This window comes from Flavobacterium suzhouense (genome assembly GCF_042684765.1).
Lineage (GTDB): Bacteria > Bacteroidota > Bacteroidia > Flavobacteriales > Flavobacteriaceae > Flavobacterium > Flavobacterium suzhouense.
On the sequence record NZ_JBHUMD010000029.1, the window covers coordinates 1 to 14285 of the forward strand.

Below are 14285 nucleotides of genomic sequence, written 5' to 3' on the forward strand. Positions count from 1 at the left end.
CCCCGAATGGCGATGGCTTCCATGATACCTGGAACATCATCGGGCTGCAGGACACCGGATCGGTCATCTACATCTTTGACCGTTATGGTAAACTGATCAAGCAGATCAGCCCTGACAGTGATGGATGGGATGGTACCTTCAACGGTACACCGGTACCGGCAACCGACTACTGGTTTACGGTAACCTACCCGGAATATGATGGTACAACAACCGTGATACGTGAATTTAAATCGCATTTCTCACTGAAGAGATAATATAAAATAATCAAAATTATAGTAAGGCCCTGTTTTTATAAAAAGACAGGGCTTTATAATTTTTTATAGAAAAATGACGTTTTAAAAATAATTTTGGCAGGATTTGTGTGGTGTATGGTTTTATATAATATGTTTGCATATTGAAATGAAGTTTAATAAAGTACATATAGGTCATAGAATATTATGGTTAATGATGGCATTGCATATCCTTAACTTTAGTATTGATAACCCGCATACGCTTTTTGAACACAATAAGGTTGATGCAGACTTTGATGAAATTGATAGTGTTGTAGAGCTTGTTGTTGAAGATGTACTTAATATAGACGATGCCATACCGGAGCATCATTCAAAAACTCCGATGTCTCATAAATTCATGGCTAAAAAAATGATTTGGTTATTTGAAGAGCAGATGACCTTAGTTTTTAGTGAACCCACTACAATAAATTTCAGGATTGTGCAATCAAATATTCATTATGCCAATCCAATATATAATTCACCATTGGTGAATATATTTTCTCCGCCTCCTCAGGTTTAAATACTATAACTTTTCCCGGCATAGCAATATATATTTCTATGATTTTTTACATGCTCATTTTTGAGGTAAATCCGGTATATCTATGTTTTGCCCCTCAAGAGGCACAACTAATCCATATATAGTATTTAAACAATTTTATCATGGAATTTAAAAGTAAATTCTTTGTCTGGATAGCAGTTTTGTTCATCCAGACAGTAGGCATGGCACAAACTCCTGAGCCGGTTACGCTTACTATAAAACAGGCTGAAGAATTATTCTTCAAAAACAACTTTATGCTGTTGGCTCAACAATATAATATTGGCAAGGCAGATGCCGCAATCATTCAATCAAAAGTATATCCTAATCCTGAAGTAACGGCAGATATGATTGCTTATCAGGCTCAGGACAATTTATATTTTCCAACAGGTAACAAGGGAAATTTCGCAGCAGGTATTGAGCAGCTTATCATTTTAGGAGGCAAACGTCGTAAAGAAATTGAAATGGCTAAACTTGATAAAAAGATTGCTGAGACCGAACTTACCGATATGACCCGAACCCTTCAATTACAGATATGGGAATCTTTTTATACACTTCACCATCAACAAAAGGTAATTGAGAAATATAACAAGCTTCTGGATAGGCTACAATCTCTAATTACAAGTTATGAGATTCAGGTAGCTAAAAATAATATTGCGCTTAAAGATTTGGTTCGTTTAAAATCGGTTTATGTAAAAATCAATAATGACAAATCAGAAGAGAGTAAGATATTAATAGACGAACAGCAAAAACTGAATATTCTTTTGGGATTAACATCTACAACTCAGACTATTTATACTGCCGGTGATGCTGACCTTTACGCCGGAAAGCCTTTGTTTTATGATAAGTTATTAAACGAATCGCTTGAAAGCAGACCGGATATGAATCAGGCAAAACTGGAAATCGAATCCGCAAAGCTTAATGTTTCGTTGCAGAAAAGAACGGTCATTCCGGATATTACATTGAGAGGTGGCTACAACCAGCAGGGAGATGCTTTTATGAATCAGTACAATGTTGGCCTTAGCATACCTCTTCCAATATTTGACAGGAATCGTGGTAACATTCAGGCAGCAAAAGTTAATCAGGAGCAACAGACTACAAATGCTTCTTATAAAGAGCTTGAAATAAAGAATCAGGTTTTGGCCGCATGGCAAAATTATACCCGAAGCGTAGAGGAGTACAAGCACATTGGTTTACTTATAAACAATGATTTTGATTCGGTTTATAACGGGATGACTTCAAATTTTGAGAAAGGCAATGTTTCAATGATTGAATTTGCCGATTTTTTTGAAGCTTATAATGAAGCGCAAACAGAAGTGGAAAGGGTTAAAAAACAACTTGCTCTTGCTGCAGCCCAGATTAATTATGTAACAGGAACCAACAATTTTTAGAAATGAAAGCATTTAAATATATATACCCAATAATAATATTTACTACAGCATTTGTAAGCTGTTCAAAAAAGGAAGAAGCTCCTGCAGATGAGAAGAAAAAGTTTGTGATGAGTGAAACTATGTTTAATACAAGCACTTTTGCCGATGCTAAGATGGAAGATGCTCAAAATGAAATCAGGCTGTTTGGTAAGGTAACTGCAGAAAACAACAATATGGCACAGGTGTTTCCTGTTGTTGGAGGAAGCGTACTTACCATTAAAGCTGAACTTGGTGATTATGTTAAACAGGGACAGTTACTTGCCAGTATTCAGAGTAGTGAGGTGGCAGGATTTCAGAGCCAGACCAGTGATGCCGATGCCGATGTTAGTATAGCAGAACGTAACCTGCAAAGTGTTAAAGATATGTATGATGGGAAACTAGCGTCTGAAAAAGATCTGGTGATGGCTAAAAAAGAGCTTGAAAAGGCACGTGCTGAAAAGGAAAGAATGACAGAGGTAAATAAGATCTATCGTTTAAAGAGCGGTTCGGTTTATAATATGTATGCACCTATAAGCGGATATGTGGTAGCTAAGGACATCAGTCCTAATGAGATGCTTAGCAACAACAGGGATGAAGCTGTTTTCACTATTGCAAAACTTGATAATGTTTGGGTTTTGGCAAATGTAAATGAAAGCGATCTTGGAAGGATAAAACAAGGGCAGGATGTGAGCATCCAGACAATTGCTTATCCGGACAGGAAAATAACAGGTAAAATAGATAAGATATTTAATGTTATCGATCCTCAGACAAGAGCGGCTAAAGCACTTATAAAAGTTCCTAACAGTGATGGTTCACTTAAACCGGAGATGAACGCAACGGTTACCGTACATTATTTGGATAATGATAAATATATAGCGGTACCATCAGCAGCTGTAGTGTTTGATAAAAATAAAAATTTTGTGATGGTTTACAAGTCGAAAGATGATGTAGAAACACGAGAGGTTAGTGTTTACAGAGCTCTTGATGATAAGACATATCTTAAAGGAGGATTGAAGGAAGGTGAGAAGGTAATTGTGAAAGGCAATTTACTTATATACGACGCTATAAACGACTAAATAAAACAGCATGAACAAGTTAATAAAAGGCATAATAGGGTTTTCCCTACGCAATAAGCTGTTTACCTTTTTCTGGGTAGGTTTAGTGGTTATTGCGGGCATTATAAGCTATAAAAACATTCCGGTTGAAGCATTTCCGGATGTGACTAATACTCAGATAATAATTGTAACGCAATGGCCGGGACGCAGTGCTGAAGAGGTTGAGCGTTTTGTTACTTCACCCGTAGAGATTGCGATGAACTCGGTGCAGAAAAAAGAAAATGTGCGTAGTGTAACCATGTTCGGGCTTTCTGTAATCAAAATTATTTTTGATGATGATGTAGATGATTTTTTTGCAAGACAACAGGTAAATAATCAACTGAAGAATGTACAGCTTCCTGATGACGTTGATCCTGAAGTTCAGCCTCCGTACGGACCTACAGGTGAAATCTTCAGGTACACTTTAAATAGTAAGGAAAAAGATACGAGAGAACTACTTACGATACAAAACTGGGTAATTGACCGCCAACTTAGAGCCGTACCGGGAATTGCCGATGTTGTAGCTTTCGGAGGGCGTGAAAAAACGTATGAAGTAGAAATAGACCCTATTTTATTACAAAAGTATGAGCTTACATCTCCTGAAGTTTATGAGGCGATTAGTAAAGCTAATGTAAATGTGGGTGGCGATATTATTGAGAAAAATGGTCAGGCTTATGTTGTGCGTGGTGTAGGCTTACTGGACTCTCGTGCTGATATTGAAAATACTATTGTAGCCCAGTCTGAAGGAAACCCTATACTTATTAAGAATATTGCCAAGGTTACCGAATCTAATATTCCAAGAGTAGGGCAGGCGGGACTTAATGGTAATGATGATGTGGTAGAAGGTATTGTTGTAATGCGTAAGAATGAAAACCCGTCTGAAGTACTGGCACGCCTTAAAGAGAAAATTGCATACGTTCAGGAAAATGTTTTGCCTAAGGATGTAAAAATGGAAACATTTTATGATCGTGACAGGCTTATGGAATATTGTACACATACAGTAACTCATAACCTGGTTGAGGGTATAATTCTGGTTACCGTGATAGTGTTTTTATTTATGGCCGACTGGCGTACTACGGTAATTGTATCCATAATTATTCCTTTGGCATTATTGTTCGCGTTCCTCTGTCTGAAACTGAAGGGTATGAGTGCAAACCTGCTGTCCCTGGGTGCTGTTGACTTTGGTATCATTATCGATGGTGCTGTCGTTATGGTCGAAGGGCTCTTTGTAACCTTAGACCAACTCCAGCATAAGATAGGTGCCGAACGCTATAATAAGCTTTCTAAACTGGGATTAATTAGAAAATCGGGTACTAAATTAGGGATAGCGATCTTTTTTAGTAAACTGATTATTATTTCGGCATTACTGCCAATTTTCTCATTTGAGAAGGTTGAAGGTAAAATGTTCTCTCCCTTGGCATGGACTTTAGGTTTTGCTCTACTGGGGGCATTGATATTTACTTTGACGCTGGTACCTGTATTGTGTTCGATATTACTGAATAAAAACGTAAAAGAGAAACACAATGTATTTGTTGAATTCTTTAATAAGATAGTATCAAAAGGGCTTAATGTAACCTTTAAAAATAAAAGGATATCTATAATCATTTCTATGGTTATATTAGGTTTAACCTTGTTCTCAACCCGTTTTTTAGGGTCTGAATTCCTTCCTCCGCTTAATGAGGGTGCGCTTTGGGTTACGGCTGAATTACCTATAAGTAATTCGCTTACCGAAAGTGTAAAAATGGCAAAGATTATCCGTAAGGAATTAAAAGAATTTCCGGAGGTAGATGATGTGTTATCCCAAACCGGGCGTAGTAATGATGGTACCGATCCTAATGGGTTTGGTTTCCTTCAGTTTCAGGTAGACCTTAAACCAAAAGACGAATGGAAAAGGGGAGTTACCCAGGATGAGCTTATTGAAGAAATGAACCATAAGTTAAGCCGTTACCAGGGTATTACCTGGAATTACTCGCAGCCGGTCGTTGATAACGTTGCGGAAGCTGTGGCCGGATTTAAAGCATCTAACGCTGTAAAGATATATGGTGATGATCTTGAAACCCTTGACAAACTTGCTAATGAAGTAATGGAGAAGATAAAACATGTTGAAGGCGTTAAAGATGTCGGAGTGCTCCGTAATCTTGGACAACCCGGAATAAGCGTGAAATTTGATGAAGAAAAAATGGCCTTATATGGTGTTCAGAAACAAGACGCCCAAAGTATTATAGAAATGGCGATAGGTGGTAAAACTGCTACCCAGAAATACGAAGGAGAGAAGAAGTTTGACATAAGGCTACGTTATCAAAAGGATTATAGAAAAGATGAGCAGGATATTATGAACTTAATGGTGCCTACACTGAGAGGGACAAAAGTGCCTCTTAAGGAAATAGCAGAACTGACTACCGAAACAGGTCCGGCGCTTATTTACAGAGATAATACCAAACGTTTTATTGGAGTTAAATTCTCAGTTCGTGACCGTGATCTTGGAAGTACGATTGCAGATGCTCAGGCAAAAGTTAAAACCCTTAAAGTTCCAGAAGGATATTCAGTAGGGTGGACAGGAGAGTATGAAAACCAGATAAGGGCAAGTGCGAAACTAGCTCAGGTAGTGCCAATTTCACTAGTGTTGATATTTGTGCTGCTATTCATAATGTTTGCTAACATTAAGGATTCATTACTGGTTCTTGTAAATGTACCTTTTGCAGTTATAGGAGGAATACTTGCTCTTCATGTAACGGGAATTAATTTTGGTATATCAGCAGGTGTTGGCTTTATTGCTTTATTGGGTATTTGTATTCAGAATGGAGTAATACTCGTCTCAGAGTTCCATAGCAATCTTAAGATGAAGATGTCATTGACAGATGCTATCATTAATGGGGTAAAAACAAGAACAAGGCCGGTTATTATGACTGCCCTTATGGCCGCTATAGGCCTTCTGCCTGCAGCCTTATCTACTGGTATTGGTTCAGAATCGCAGAAACCACTTGCAGTATCAATCATTGGCGGACTTGTTACCGCTACAGTATTTACATTGTTAGTATTCCCTAATTTCTTTTATTGGGCAATGCGAAAAAAACATCAGAACCTGATGGAATAAGAAAGTTTTAGTTGATTGGTTAATTTGGAATCGTCCGGAGCACTATGTTTCGGGCGATTTTTTCATTGCCTTATCCATTGTTTCATTTTAGGAAATGAATATTCATCATAAAAAGCGTCATCTTTTGAATATGCCATTCCAAACCATTGTAATAGGGGTAAGCCTATATAATTTTGATTTGTGAAGTTTTCAATATACCAATCCGAATGTCCTTTGTATCCATCTTTATGAAAAACGAATTCACATGGTAGATCTAAATGTTTTAAAGCAGCATAAGACCATAGAATAGCAGCTATTTCATCTCCTTGTGAAGGCCAGTTCTCAGGTATTTGATTCGTTCCGATAAGTGTTCTTTCATTAGATCCTGTGACAGCAATATGTCCTGCTTCATGTAGGATATCACCGGGATATTTTATCTTACTGTGGTCTATGTAAATGGTATTGCTGCCAAGTAAAAGACCGGGAAGAAAACAGGTGTCATCTAATTCTTTTTCGATTACTTTAATACCTATACTTTCAAGAAACTGTATACATTTTTGAAGATATTCTGTGCTATATTTCATGAATTAAGGGCTGTTAATTTGTTCGTTTTCAAAATTAAGATGTAAAACATTTTGAAAAACAGGTGTTTTTACGCATATTTTGAACTACTCAAATATTTAATTTAGTCCTGACAAAAGTGAACCTTACCACTTAAATCAAAGGGGCGGTATCTGAAAAGCCAATGAGTAAGAAACAACTAAAAAAACTTTAATATTATGAGTACAGCTACAGCAGAAAAAGCAACAAGCAAGTTAATTGGTGCTTATCTAGTGAACGGAACAATGGGTAATGTTGGGATGCCTGGTGCACCTATAATGCATTTCTCTTTAGTAGTAGTTCCATCTACTAACAGTGTATCGGGAACTGTTGAAATTACACAAGCTATCCTTGGAGGAGACATTGTAGTAAGAAATGTAACAGGAACAATTCGTGCAACCGGTTATGGAAACGTAACTCAGGTTGTTGCTCTTGAAGGGCAGTATGTACAATCTGTGCCACCACCGGCAATAGGTTCTTACCTTGCAGAGTTCTCTGCTCACATGGCTATCGATAATAACTGGAACGGAAAAGGCGGTTTCAGCTATGGTAACCACAACGTAGAAAATGTTGATGTTAGAAAAGCGTAAATATCACTTTACTTACTATTACAGAAATCCTCACTAAGTGAGGATTTTTTGTTTTATAGCAATAACTGTAGGAGGAAGATAATATTTTGGCTAAATTTCACGAATAATATTTTCATATGGAAAACAAAACTTTTACATACAAACTAACGATCAAAGAATTTCATCTTGACACATTTGGGCATGTAAATAATGCTACTTATTTACAGATATATGAAGAGGCGCGTTGGGAATTTATAACCCAAAATGGTTATGGGCTTGACAAAATCAGATCTACTGGAAAGGGGCCGGTGATTCTGGAAATAAATATACGTTTTATAAAAGAGCTGGGCTTAAGGGAAAACATAACTATATATTCACAAACAGGAGAATATGAAGGTAAAGTAGGTAAGATCAGACAATGGATTGTTGATGAGCAAGGCACTGTATGTTCTGAGGTTGAGATGAAAATAGGCTTGTTCGATACAAAATTACGCAAACTTGTTGCACCGACTGAAGACTGGATGGCGGCGATTAAATAATTTTATAGTGCTAGAAGCAAAGATTATTTCCCCTTCAATAAATTAATACTGACAGTAGCTATATCAGCATCCGGAAAGCGTTTAAAAATTGTGGGATCAGGAAATAGTCCGGCTTCTGCAGCAACAGCATTGAAAACATCAATCTCGACAATATACTGATCCGAAAAACCATGGGTGGCATCATAAGCCGTAGCCGGTGTCTTGCCTAAATTATTGGCTGTGAGTTTAGGGTCAATAGTATGTAATTCAATTAATAACAATCCGAATTTACGAACATAGGGAGACCATTTTTGAAGATGTTCAAGCAGATTGTCTTCAACCAGATTATTGCTGATTCTTTTTCCTCTATAAGCAAAGGCTCCGGTAGATTTACTGATCCTGTTTTGGTTTATGTGTTTAGGATCTTCCCAAATTCTGTTATGATCTAAAAAAGTCCTGACGTTAAGTAAATCTTTCAGATCAATGTTGTAATTCTCTTTTAAGTCCTCAGAAAGTAAGTGGGGTTGTCCGATATCTCCCCAAATTACTTTTGCCCAGATATCAGCCTTAATTAAGTTGGCTCTGGTTACTTTTAACGCTGCTTCATTATAATCTGCACCAACAAGGAATAAAGGGTAATCATCGAGCATTTTGCCTCTTAAGGTTTGTCGGTCTATTACCTCAAAAATATGCTGAAGAAAAGCTCCGTTACCACAGCCCATATCTAAAATACCTTTAGGTTGTTCTTCAATAGGCAGGTTAAAAAGTTTTATGAGAATCTCATCTATAACTTTAAAATAGGTGTCATGAGCCCCGCCGCTTCCCCAAACATTCATCTCGCGGTCTACGTGTATTTCGTTTTCACCTTCAGCAACCATCCGCAGTGCATTAGGATCTCCAAAAATCAGTTCTTCAATTTTGGCAAATGTCGGAAGATAGGATACAGTAACTCCATAAGCACTCGCTCTTCTGGCGTAAAACAAACCAGTATCGGTAAATTGGTAATTGCCTTTTTTTTCCTGAAACCATCCCAGGTGAACAAAAAAGTCTAATATTTTTTTAAAATTTTCAGGTGATCTGTGAAACTCTTCTGGTCTGAAAGAAGTTTCCATAAAGTATTTATGAAACATTCCGTTCATTGCCAGTCGTACTATTGTAGGACCTATTAAATAGCCTTCAATATGCTTCAGGATTTGTTCCTGAATAGTATTAGTAAGCTTGTCATCTGATGGTTCTATCCCATAATTTGCTTTATATTTTTCAAAAATAACGTTTAGTTTTTCAAAAGGAGCATCTTCAAAAAGACGCGGATGAAAGTGAGTCGAAAACTGAAGCAAATCAACTACGTCTTTATACAGATGAAAATTAGAAAAAGCTATTTGTGATCTTTCATTTATCGATATGGTTATTTCCTGTGTATTGTTATCTACTTCATATTCTAAAAATCCCTGTGAGGCCAATACCCTCAGTCCAACATTCAAATAGCCCTGATTTGCTTTATATGTTGTCAGTAGCTCAGATAAAGATATTTGCTTTTTGCTCAATAGTGTTTCCAGGATTCCCTTTTTTTGTAAAGCTATGGCCACCGGTGCAACAGCTAATCCATCAAGGTGTCGGAATATAGAGCTTCTAAGTAGGGATTTATCGTTCATAATAAAGAAGTCATGTATACTCAAAAATAGTGATTTTTTTAAAATAAATGAATTCCTCTCAGTCTCTGAAAAATAAAAAGCTACCTGTTTTAGGTAGCTTTTAAAAATAAACTAAATCAGTCTTACTAATTTCGTCTTAGTTACGATTTTTTAGAAAGTGCTTTTTTCTTTTCTATTTCCTTTTCTGCTTTTTGGAGATCTAGCTTTGCAGCTTCGAGTTGTTTCTGAGCTTCTTTCATTTGTTGTTTTGCCTGCTCCATTTCTTTCATGACCTGCTTCATTTCATGATCTTTTACCCCTGAATCTCTTAAAGATTCATTGATTGATTTTTCGATTTCCTGCCTGTCAATCTGAAGTTCTTTCATAGCCTGTTGTATTTCAATCTGGGCTTTTTTCATCTCTTCCTGAATCTCGTTTCGTTCTTCTTCAGAAACACCTTCAAAAGCAAAGTTCTTTTGCCAGTCAATATTAGCTAATGCATCCATACCTGTACTTACGCCATTTAGAGCTAAAGACATTACTTCATCCATATTTGGCATAGTAAAGTTGAATGAGTTATTCATATTGTCGCTGTTGCCATATGAATAGCTAAAATTAGATTGAATTGGTTGTGTAGTAATCTCAACTGCACCGTTTTTTGCTTTCTTTCCATATTTCTTTTTAGCATCTTTTGCAGTAAGAACGGTCATGTTCATTATTGTCTGGCCTTTTGGTAACTGTAAATCTTTAAGATTATCACCAATTTCTTTTTGTTCAACACCATTTACATAAAATACTGCTCCTTTGTAAAGATTTACAGCATTCGGGCCATTGATATATCCGGTAGAAGACGATGTATTGTAGTTAACATTTGTATGAATCGGTACATTTTCTTTAGCTGATGCTACACTTATCTTATTTGCAGTAACATTAAACGGATTCGGGTTTCCAAAACCAATGATATTGCCATTAGCATTACTATTCTTTTCCATTTCTATTGTAAATGGTTTAATTGGAGTTGTACCGCTAACATAGTGGTCCTGAGACTGGTCTTTGTCTTTGACTGTTGCTTTTATAGCAGTAATTTCACCAGAGGTATTTCGGGCTACATTACTAAATGTAACGTCGGCTTCAAATTCATCTTTAAAAATGTCTGCGTTAGCATTTAGTTCTTCGTCGCTGGTGCTCTTATCAATTGTAATAACAATTTTTGTTTTTTCCTGAGAACTGGTATTTACCTCAGTAGCTTTTTCCTGAGCCACAACTTTTACCTGAAACATTAAGATAAATGCTGCCAGGGCAGGAAGTACAATTCCATATTTCCATGAATTGCGTTTTTTTGATTGCTTTTTGTTTAACATAACGATTCGTTTTTTGATTAATGATTGATAAAAATGATTAGTGATTGATATATATTCCGGCTGAAGTGTAATTTTCAGCAGGGTTTTTTGATATGCTTTTTTGTCGCTCAGCTGCTTTATGGCAACCGCATCGGCAATGAATTCAAGGTTTTGAGATATGGCTTTTTTATAAAGCCATACAAATGGATTGAACCAAAATACAATACAGAATAACTGACTGATAATCATATCAGCTGAGTGTTTTTGACTGCTATGTACTTTCTCGTGATTTAAAATACTTTCAAGTTCTTCAGTTTGTAACGATGCAGAGTTGTAAACGATATAATTAAAGAATGAAAAGGGCGATTGTACCTTTTCGGAATCAATAAGTTTGAAACGACCTTGCTTTATAATACTGTTTCCTTTGAGTATTTTTCGAATGGATAAAAAATCCATAACAAAGCGCATTAGAAAAAATAGTAATCCTATGCTATAAATTGCTATTACTATGTAATACCAGTTTATAGTAAAAGGTTCCGGCTTAGCTGCCATAAACTGTTGCATAACCAAATACTGTTGTAACTGCTCATTACTGATATTCTCAGATACAATAGATTGCTGAACCGGCTCTACAAATATTGTTTTGGTATATTTTACTAGTGGGAGCAGGGTTGAGGTTATTAAACCTGCCAATAAAAAGCCTCTGTTTGAATTGAAAAAAGTTTCTTTTCTCAAAAAGACATAGTATGCAATAAAGAATACGGCAAGTAATCCTGAAGCTTTGGATATGTATATGATAAAGTTTTCCATATCATTCCTTTTTTTCGATCATATCAAGAATCTCGCGAAGCTCTTTGGCGCTAATCTTTTCCTCTTTTGCAAAAAAGGAAATCATGCTCTTGTAAGAATTATTAAAGTAATTCTCTATAGCATTGCTCATAAACCCTCTTCTATATTCTTCTTTTGTTACTAAAGGAAAATATTGATGGGTGTTACCATATGCATTATGGCTAACATAACCCTTTTCTTCAAGGTTTCTTATTATAGTAGAGAGCGTATTGTAATGAGGTTTGTCATCCTCAATTTCCATTAGTACATCTTTTACAAAGGCTTTTTCAAGCTTCCACAAAATGTGCATTATCTCTTCTTCTTTATTGGTCAACTTTTGCATGGTATCATATTTAGTATTCCAAACTTAAAACTATTTTTTTAGTTACACAACTAATTTTATAGTTAAATAACTAAAACAATAGTTTTTTATTGTATGATAACCTTTAAAAAAGTTTTTAAGTATTTTCAGAAAGTAATTTTTTATGAAGCCAAAGCAATGATAATGTTGCTATTATGGCTAAGGTACCCATAAAGATCCAATTGGCAAAATATCCATCTTCTTTATAATAGGCAATAATGGCAAGTCCGGTCTTACCGCTTACAATATGCGCAAGGCTGAACATCATTGTGTAATATGCCATGTACTGGCCTTCGCGCCCGCGGGGAGCACGGTTCATGGCGAATCCGTTAGAAAAAGGAAAATTAAACATTTCGGCATAGGATATTATAAACATGCTAATAACAAGCATGCCTGCCCATCCTTCAAATAACAATGCATAAAAGCTTAAACCCATACAAAATGCGCCCAAAGCAATTACCTTTATTTTTTGGATTCCCTTACGCTCTACATAACCTACGATAGGCATTTCGCAGAGTAATACAAGGAATCCGTTAAAGGACATGAGTAAACCGGTTTGGAACTCTGAAAGACCGTATTGCTTATGATGGTATAAAGGCAAAGTAGAGAAGAGCTGGAAGAATACTGTTGCTGTAATAAAGCTGCAAAACAGAAAAAGCCAGTAAAGCTTATCATTTTTTATAGAACGTTCAATTTTGCTTTCATCTACTGTAACAGCTTCCGGTTTTACTCTTTCTTTTTCTTTGACCAAAAACATAAAGATAAGTATGGAGATAATACACGATGTTCCATCGGCCCAAAACAAACCTTTATAACCTATTCCTAATATTATGAGGCCACCCATTGCGGGTCCGGCCATAAAGCCAAAGTTTACAGCAAGTCTTACAAGAGTAAATGCTCTGGTACGGTTCTCGGGTTTAGCATAAGTACCCAGAGAAACAAACATTGCGGGGCGAAACATATCCGCAATAACCATAATGCTAAACATGGCAATACACAGTCCGGGAAATGTGTTAATATGTTCTATAATAAAGAAAGATGCTCCACTGACAAGCATGCTGAATACCATTACTTTATAGAAGCCTATCTTATCGGTTAATTTACCACCTAACCAGGAACCAATCATAGATCCCGAACCAAAGCAAACCATAACCCATCCTACCTGATCCAGGCTAAAATGCAGGTCTTCATTAAGGTATTTTGAAAGAAAAGGGAATACCATAGTACCGGCACGGTTAATGAAAGTAATGATTGCGAGTATCCATACTTCTCTGGTAAATCCTCTAAAATTATTTATGTAACGGGTGAAAGCCTGCTGAAGCATTTGTTTGATTGATTTCTACAAATTTACAAATGTTAGTGTGCCTAAATAATTATTTTTGCAGAAACCTCATACAGATGAAACTCTTTTTTACAGCTATCGCATTATTCTCATTTATAGCACTCAAAGCACAGGATTGCAGTATCGAAAATTCCATGAAATACCAACAGCAACTGAACAAGGAATATGTAGACCCTTTGGAATCACCGTTGACTCCCAAAGATCTTAAGAAATTCAAATCGCTGGATTTTTATCCTGTAGATATGGCTTATTGCGTAGAGGCAAAATTCGTACGTACACCAGATGAAAAACCTTTTGCAATGCCTACAACAACTGATAGAAAACCTATGTATGTTAAGTATGGAGAGTTGTATTTTACATTACAGGGGAAACAATGCAAGCTGGATATTTTTCAGAATATTGATCTATCAAAAAAAGAAGAGTTTAAAAATTATTTGTTCTTGCCTTTTACTGATTTCACTTCGGGTAATGGTAGTTATGGCGGAGGGAGGTATATAGACCTGCAAAAACCGGATACTGATAAAATAATGATTGATTTTAATACAGCTTATAATCCATACTGTGCTTACAATCATAAATATTCATGTCCTATACCACCTGCTCAAAACGATCTTCAGGTAGAAGTTAAGGCAGGAGTAAAAGCATATGATCATTAAAATAACAAAACCCCATCCGCGGCTGCGGATGGGGTTTGTCTTTTTCATAGCTTTTTTTGG

13 protein-coding genes are annotated in these 14285 nt (G+C 36.3%); 8 read left to right on the top strand and 5 right to left on the bottom strand.

Annotation, left to right across the window (positions count from 1 at the left end; translation table 11 throughout):
• The 5 genes from ACFSR3_RS14965 to ACFSR3_RS14985 form a co-directional block, all read left to right on the top strand.
• A partial coding sequence (locus tag ACFSR3_RS14965; RefSeq protein ID WP_379822116.1) for a T9SS type B sorting domain-containing protein occupies nt 1–254 on the top strand: 254 nt, incomplete at its 5' end.
• Between the two features lie 145 nt (nt 255–399).
• Nucleotides 400–789, top strand: coding sequence for a hypothetical protein (locus ACFSR3_RS14970; RefSeq protein WP_379822119.1), 390 nt, complete (start codon nt 400–402; stop codon nt 787–789).
• Between the two features lie 140 nt (nt 790–929).
• Nucleotides 930–2195: a TolC family protein gene (locus ACFSR3_RS14975; protein WP_379822121.1), complete on the top strand. Its 1266-nt coding sequence runs from the start codon at nt 930–932 to the stop codon at nt 2193–2195.
• Between the two features lie 2 nt (nt 2196–2197).
• Nucleotides 2198–3289, top strand: coding sequence for an efflux RND transporter periplasmic adaptor subunit (locus ACFSR3_RS14980; RefSeq protein ID WP_379822123.1), 1092 nt, complete (start codon nt 2198–2200; stop codon nt 3287–3289).
• 10 nt (nt 3290–3299) lie between these two features.
• Nucleotides 3300–6401 (top strand): efflux RND transporter permease subunit, encoded by a 3102-nt coding sequence (locus ACFSR3_RS14985; protein WP_379822124.1) that lies wholly within the window; start codon nt 3300–3302, stop codon nt 6399–6401.
• Between the two features lie 62 nt (nt 6402–6463).
• On the opposite strand, the gene ACFSR3_RS14990 is transcribed toward ACFSR3_RS14985, so the two are convergent.
• Nucleotides 6464–6964, bottom strand: coding sequence for a hypothetical protein (locus tag ACFSR3_RS14990; RefSeq protein ID WP_379822125.1), 501 nt, complete (start codon nt 6962–6964; stop codon nt 6464–6466).
• Between the two features lie 195 nt (nt 6965–7159).
• Between ACFSR3_RS14990 and ACFSR3_RS14995 the strand changes: the two genes are divergently transcribed.
• Nucleotides 7160–7570, top strand: coding sequence for a DUF1842 domain-containing protein (locus ACFSR3_RS14995; RefSeq protein WP_379822127.1), 411 nt, complete (start codon nt 7160–7162; stop codon nt 7568–7570).
• Nucleotides 7571–7686: 116 nt separating this feature from the next.
• On the top strand, nt 7687–8088 hold the full coding sequence (locus ACFSR3_RS15000; RefSeq protein WP_379822129.1) for an acyl-CoA thioesterase: 402 nt from the start codon (nt 7687–7689) through the stop codon (nt 8086–8088).
• 23 nt (nt 8089–8111) lie between these two features.
• On the opposite strand, the gene ACFSR3_RS15005 is transcribed toward ACFSR3_RS15000, so the two are convergent.
• The 4 genes from ACFSR3_RS15005 to ACFSR3_RS15020 all read right to left on the bottom strand — a co-directional run bounded on the left by ACFSR3_RS15005 (nt 8112) and on the right by ACFSR3_RS15020 (nt 13551).
• Complete coding sequence (locus ACFSR3_RS15005) at nt 8112–9719, bottom strand: class I SAM-dependent methyltransferase (RefSeq protein ID WP_379822130.1); 1608 nt, start codon at nt 9717–9719, stop codon at nt 8112–8114.
• Between the two features lie 140 nt (nt 9720–9859).
• On the bottom strand, nt 9860–11848 hold the full coding sequence (locus ACFSR3_RS15010; protein WP_379822133.1) for a M56 family metallopeptidase: 1989 nt from the start codon (nt 11846–11848) through the stop codon (nt 9860–9862).
• 1 nt (nt 11849) lies between these two features.
• Nucleotides 11850–12209, bottom strand: coding sequence for a BlaI/MecI/CopY family transcriptional regulator (locus ACFSR3_RS15015; RefSeq protein ID WP_379822135.1), 360 nt, complete (start codon nt 12207–12209; stop codon nt 11850–11852).
• A 115-nt stretch (nt 12210–12324) separates the two neighbouring features.
• On the bottom strand, nt 12325–13551 hold the full coding sequence (locus ACFSR3_RS15020) for an MDR family MFS transporter (RefSeq protein WP_379822136.1): 1227 nt from the start codon (nt 13549–13551) through the stop codon (nt 12325–12327).
• 74 nt (nt 13552–13625) lie between these two features.
• On the opposite strand from ACFSR3_RS15020, the gene ACFSR3_RS15025 reads away from it, so the two are divergent.
• Nucleotides 13626–14225: a DUF1684 domain-containing protein gene (locus ACFSR3_RS15025; protein WP_379822138.1), complete on the top strand. Its 600-nt coding sequence runs from the start codon at nt 13626–13628 to the stop codon at nt 14223–14225.
• Nucleotides 14226–14285 lie beyond the last annotated feature (60 nt).

Excerpts from the sequence above, each read along its gene's own strand:
- ACFSR3_RS14970 (WP_379822119.1), top strand. The coding sequence starts at position 400 with ATGAAGTTTAATAAAGTACATATAGGTCATAGAATATTATGGTTAATG.
- ACFSR3_RS14980 (WP_379822123.1), top strand. The coding sequence starts at position 2,198 with ATGAAAGCATTTAAATATATATACCCAATAATAATATTTACTACAGCA.
- ACFSR3_RS15010 (WP_379822133.1), bottom strand. The coding sequence starts at position 11,848 with ATGGAAAACTTTATCATATACATATCCAAAGCTTCAGGATTACTTGCC.
- ACFSR3_RS14995 (WP_379822127.1), top strand. The coding sequence starts at position 7,160 with ATGAGTACAGCTACAGCAGAAAAAGCAACAAGCAAGTTAATTGGTGCT.
- ACFSR3_RS14985 (WP_379822124.1), top strand. The coding sequence starts at position 3,300 with ATGAACAAGTTAATAAAAGGCATAATAGGGTTTTCCCTACGCAATAAG.
- ACFSR3_RS14975 (WP_379822121.1), top strand. The coding sequence starts at position 930 with ATGGAATTTAAAAGTAAATTCTTTGTCTGGATAGCAGTTTTGTTCATC.
- ACFSR3_RS15000 (WP_379822129.1), top strand. The coding sequence starts at position 7,687 with ATGGAAAACAAAACTTTTACATACAAACTAACGATCAAAGAATTTCAT.
- ACFSR3_RS15015 (WP_379822135.1), bottom strand. The coding sequence starts at position 12,209 with ATGCAAAAGTTGACCAATAAAGAAGAAGAGATAATGCACATTTTGTGG.
- ACFSR3_RS15005 (WP_379822130.1), bottom strand. The coding sequence starts at position 9,719 with ATGAACGATAAATCCCTACTTAGAAGCTCTATATTCCGACACCTTGAT.
- ACFSR3_RS15020 (WP_379822136.1), bottom strand. The coding sequence starts at position 13,551 with ATGCTTCAGCAGGCTTTCACCCGTTACATAAATAATTTTAGAGGATTT.
- ACFSR3_RS15025 (WP_379822138.1), top strand. The coding sequence starts at position 13,626 with ATGAAACTCTTTTTTACAGCTATCGCATTATTCTCATTTATAGCACTC.
- ACFSR3_RS14990 (WP_379822125.1), bottom strand. The coding sequence starts at position 6,964 with ATGAAATATAGCACAGAATATCTTCAAAAATGTATACAGTTTCTTGAA.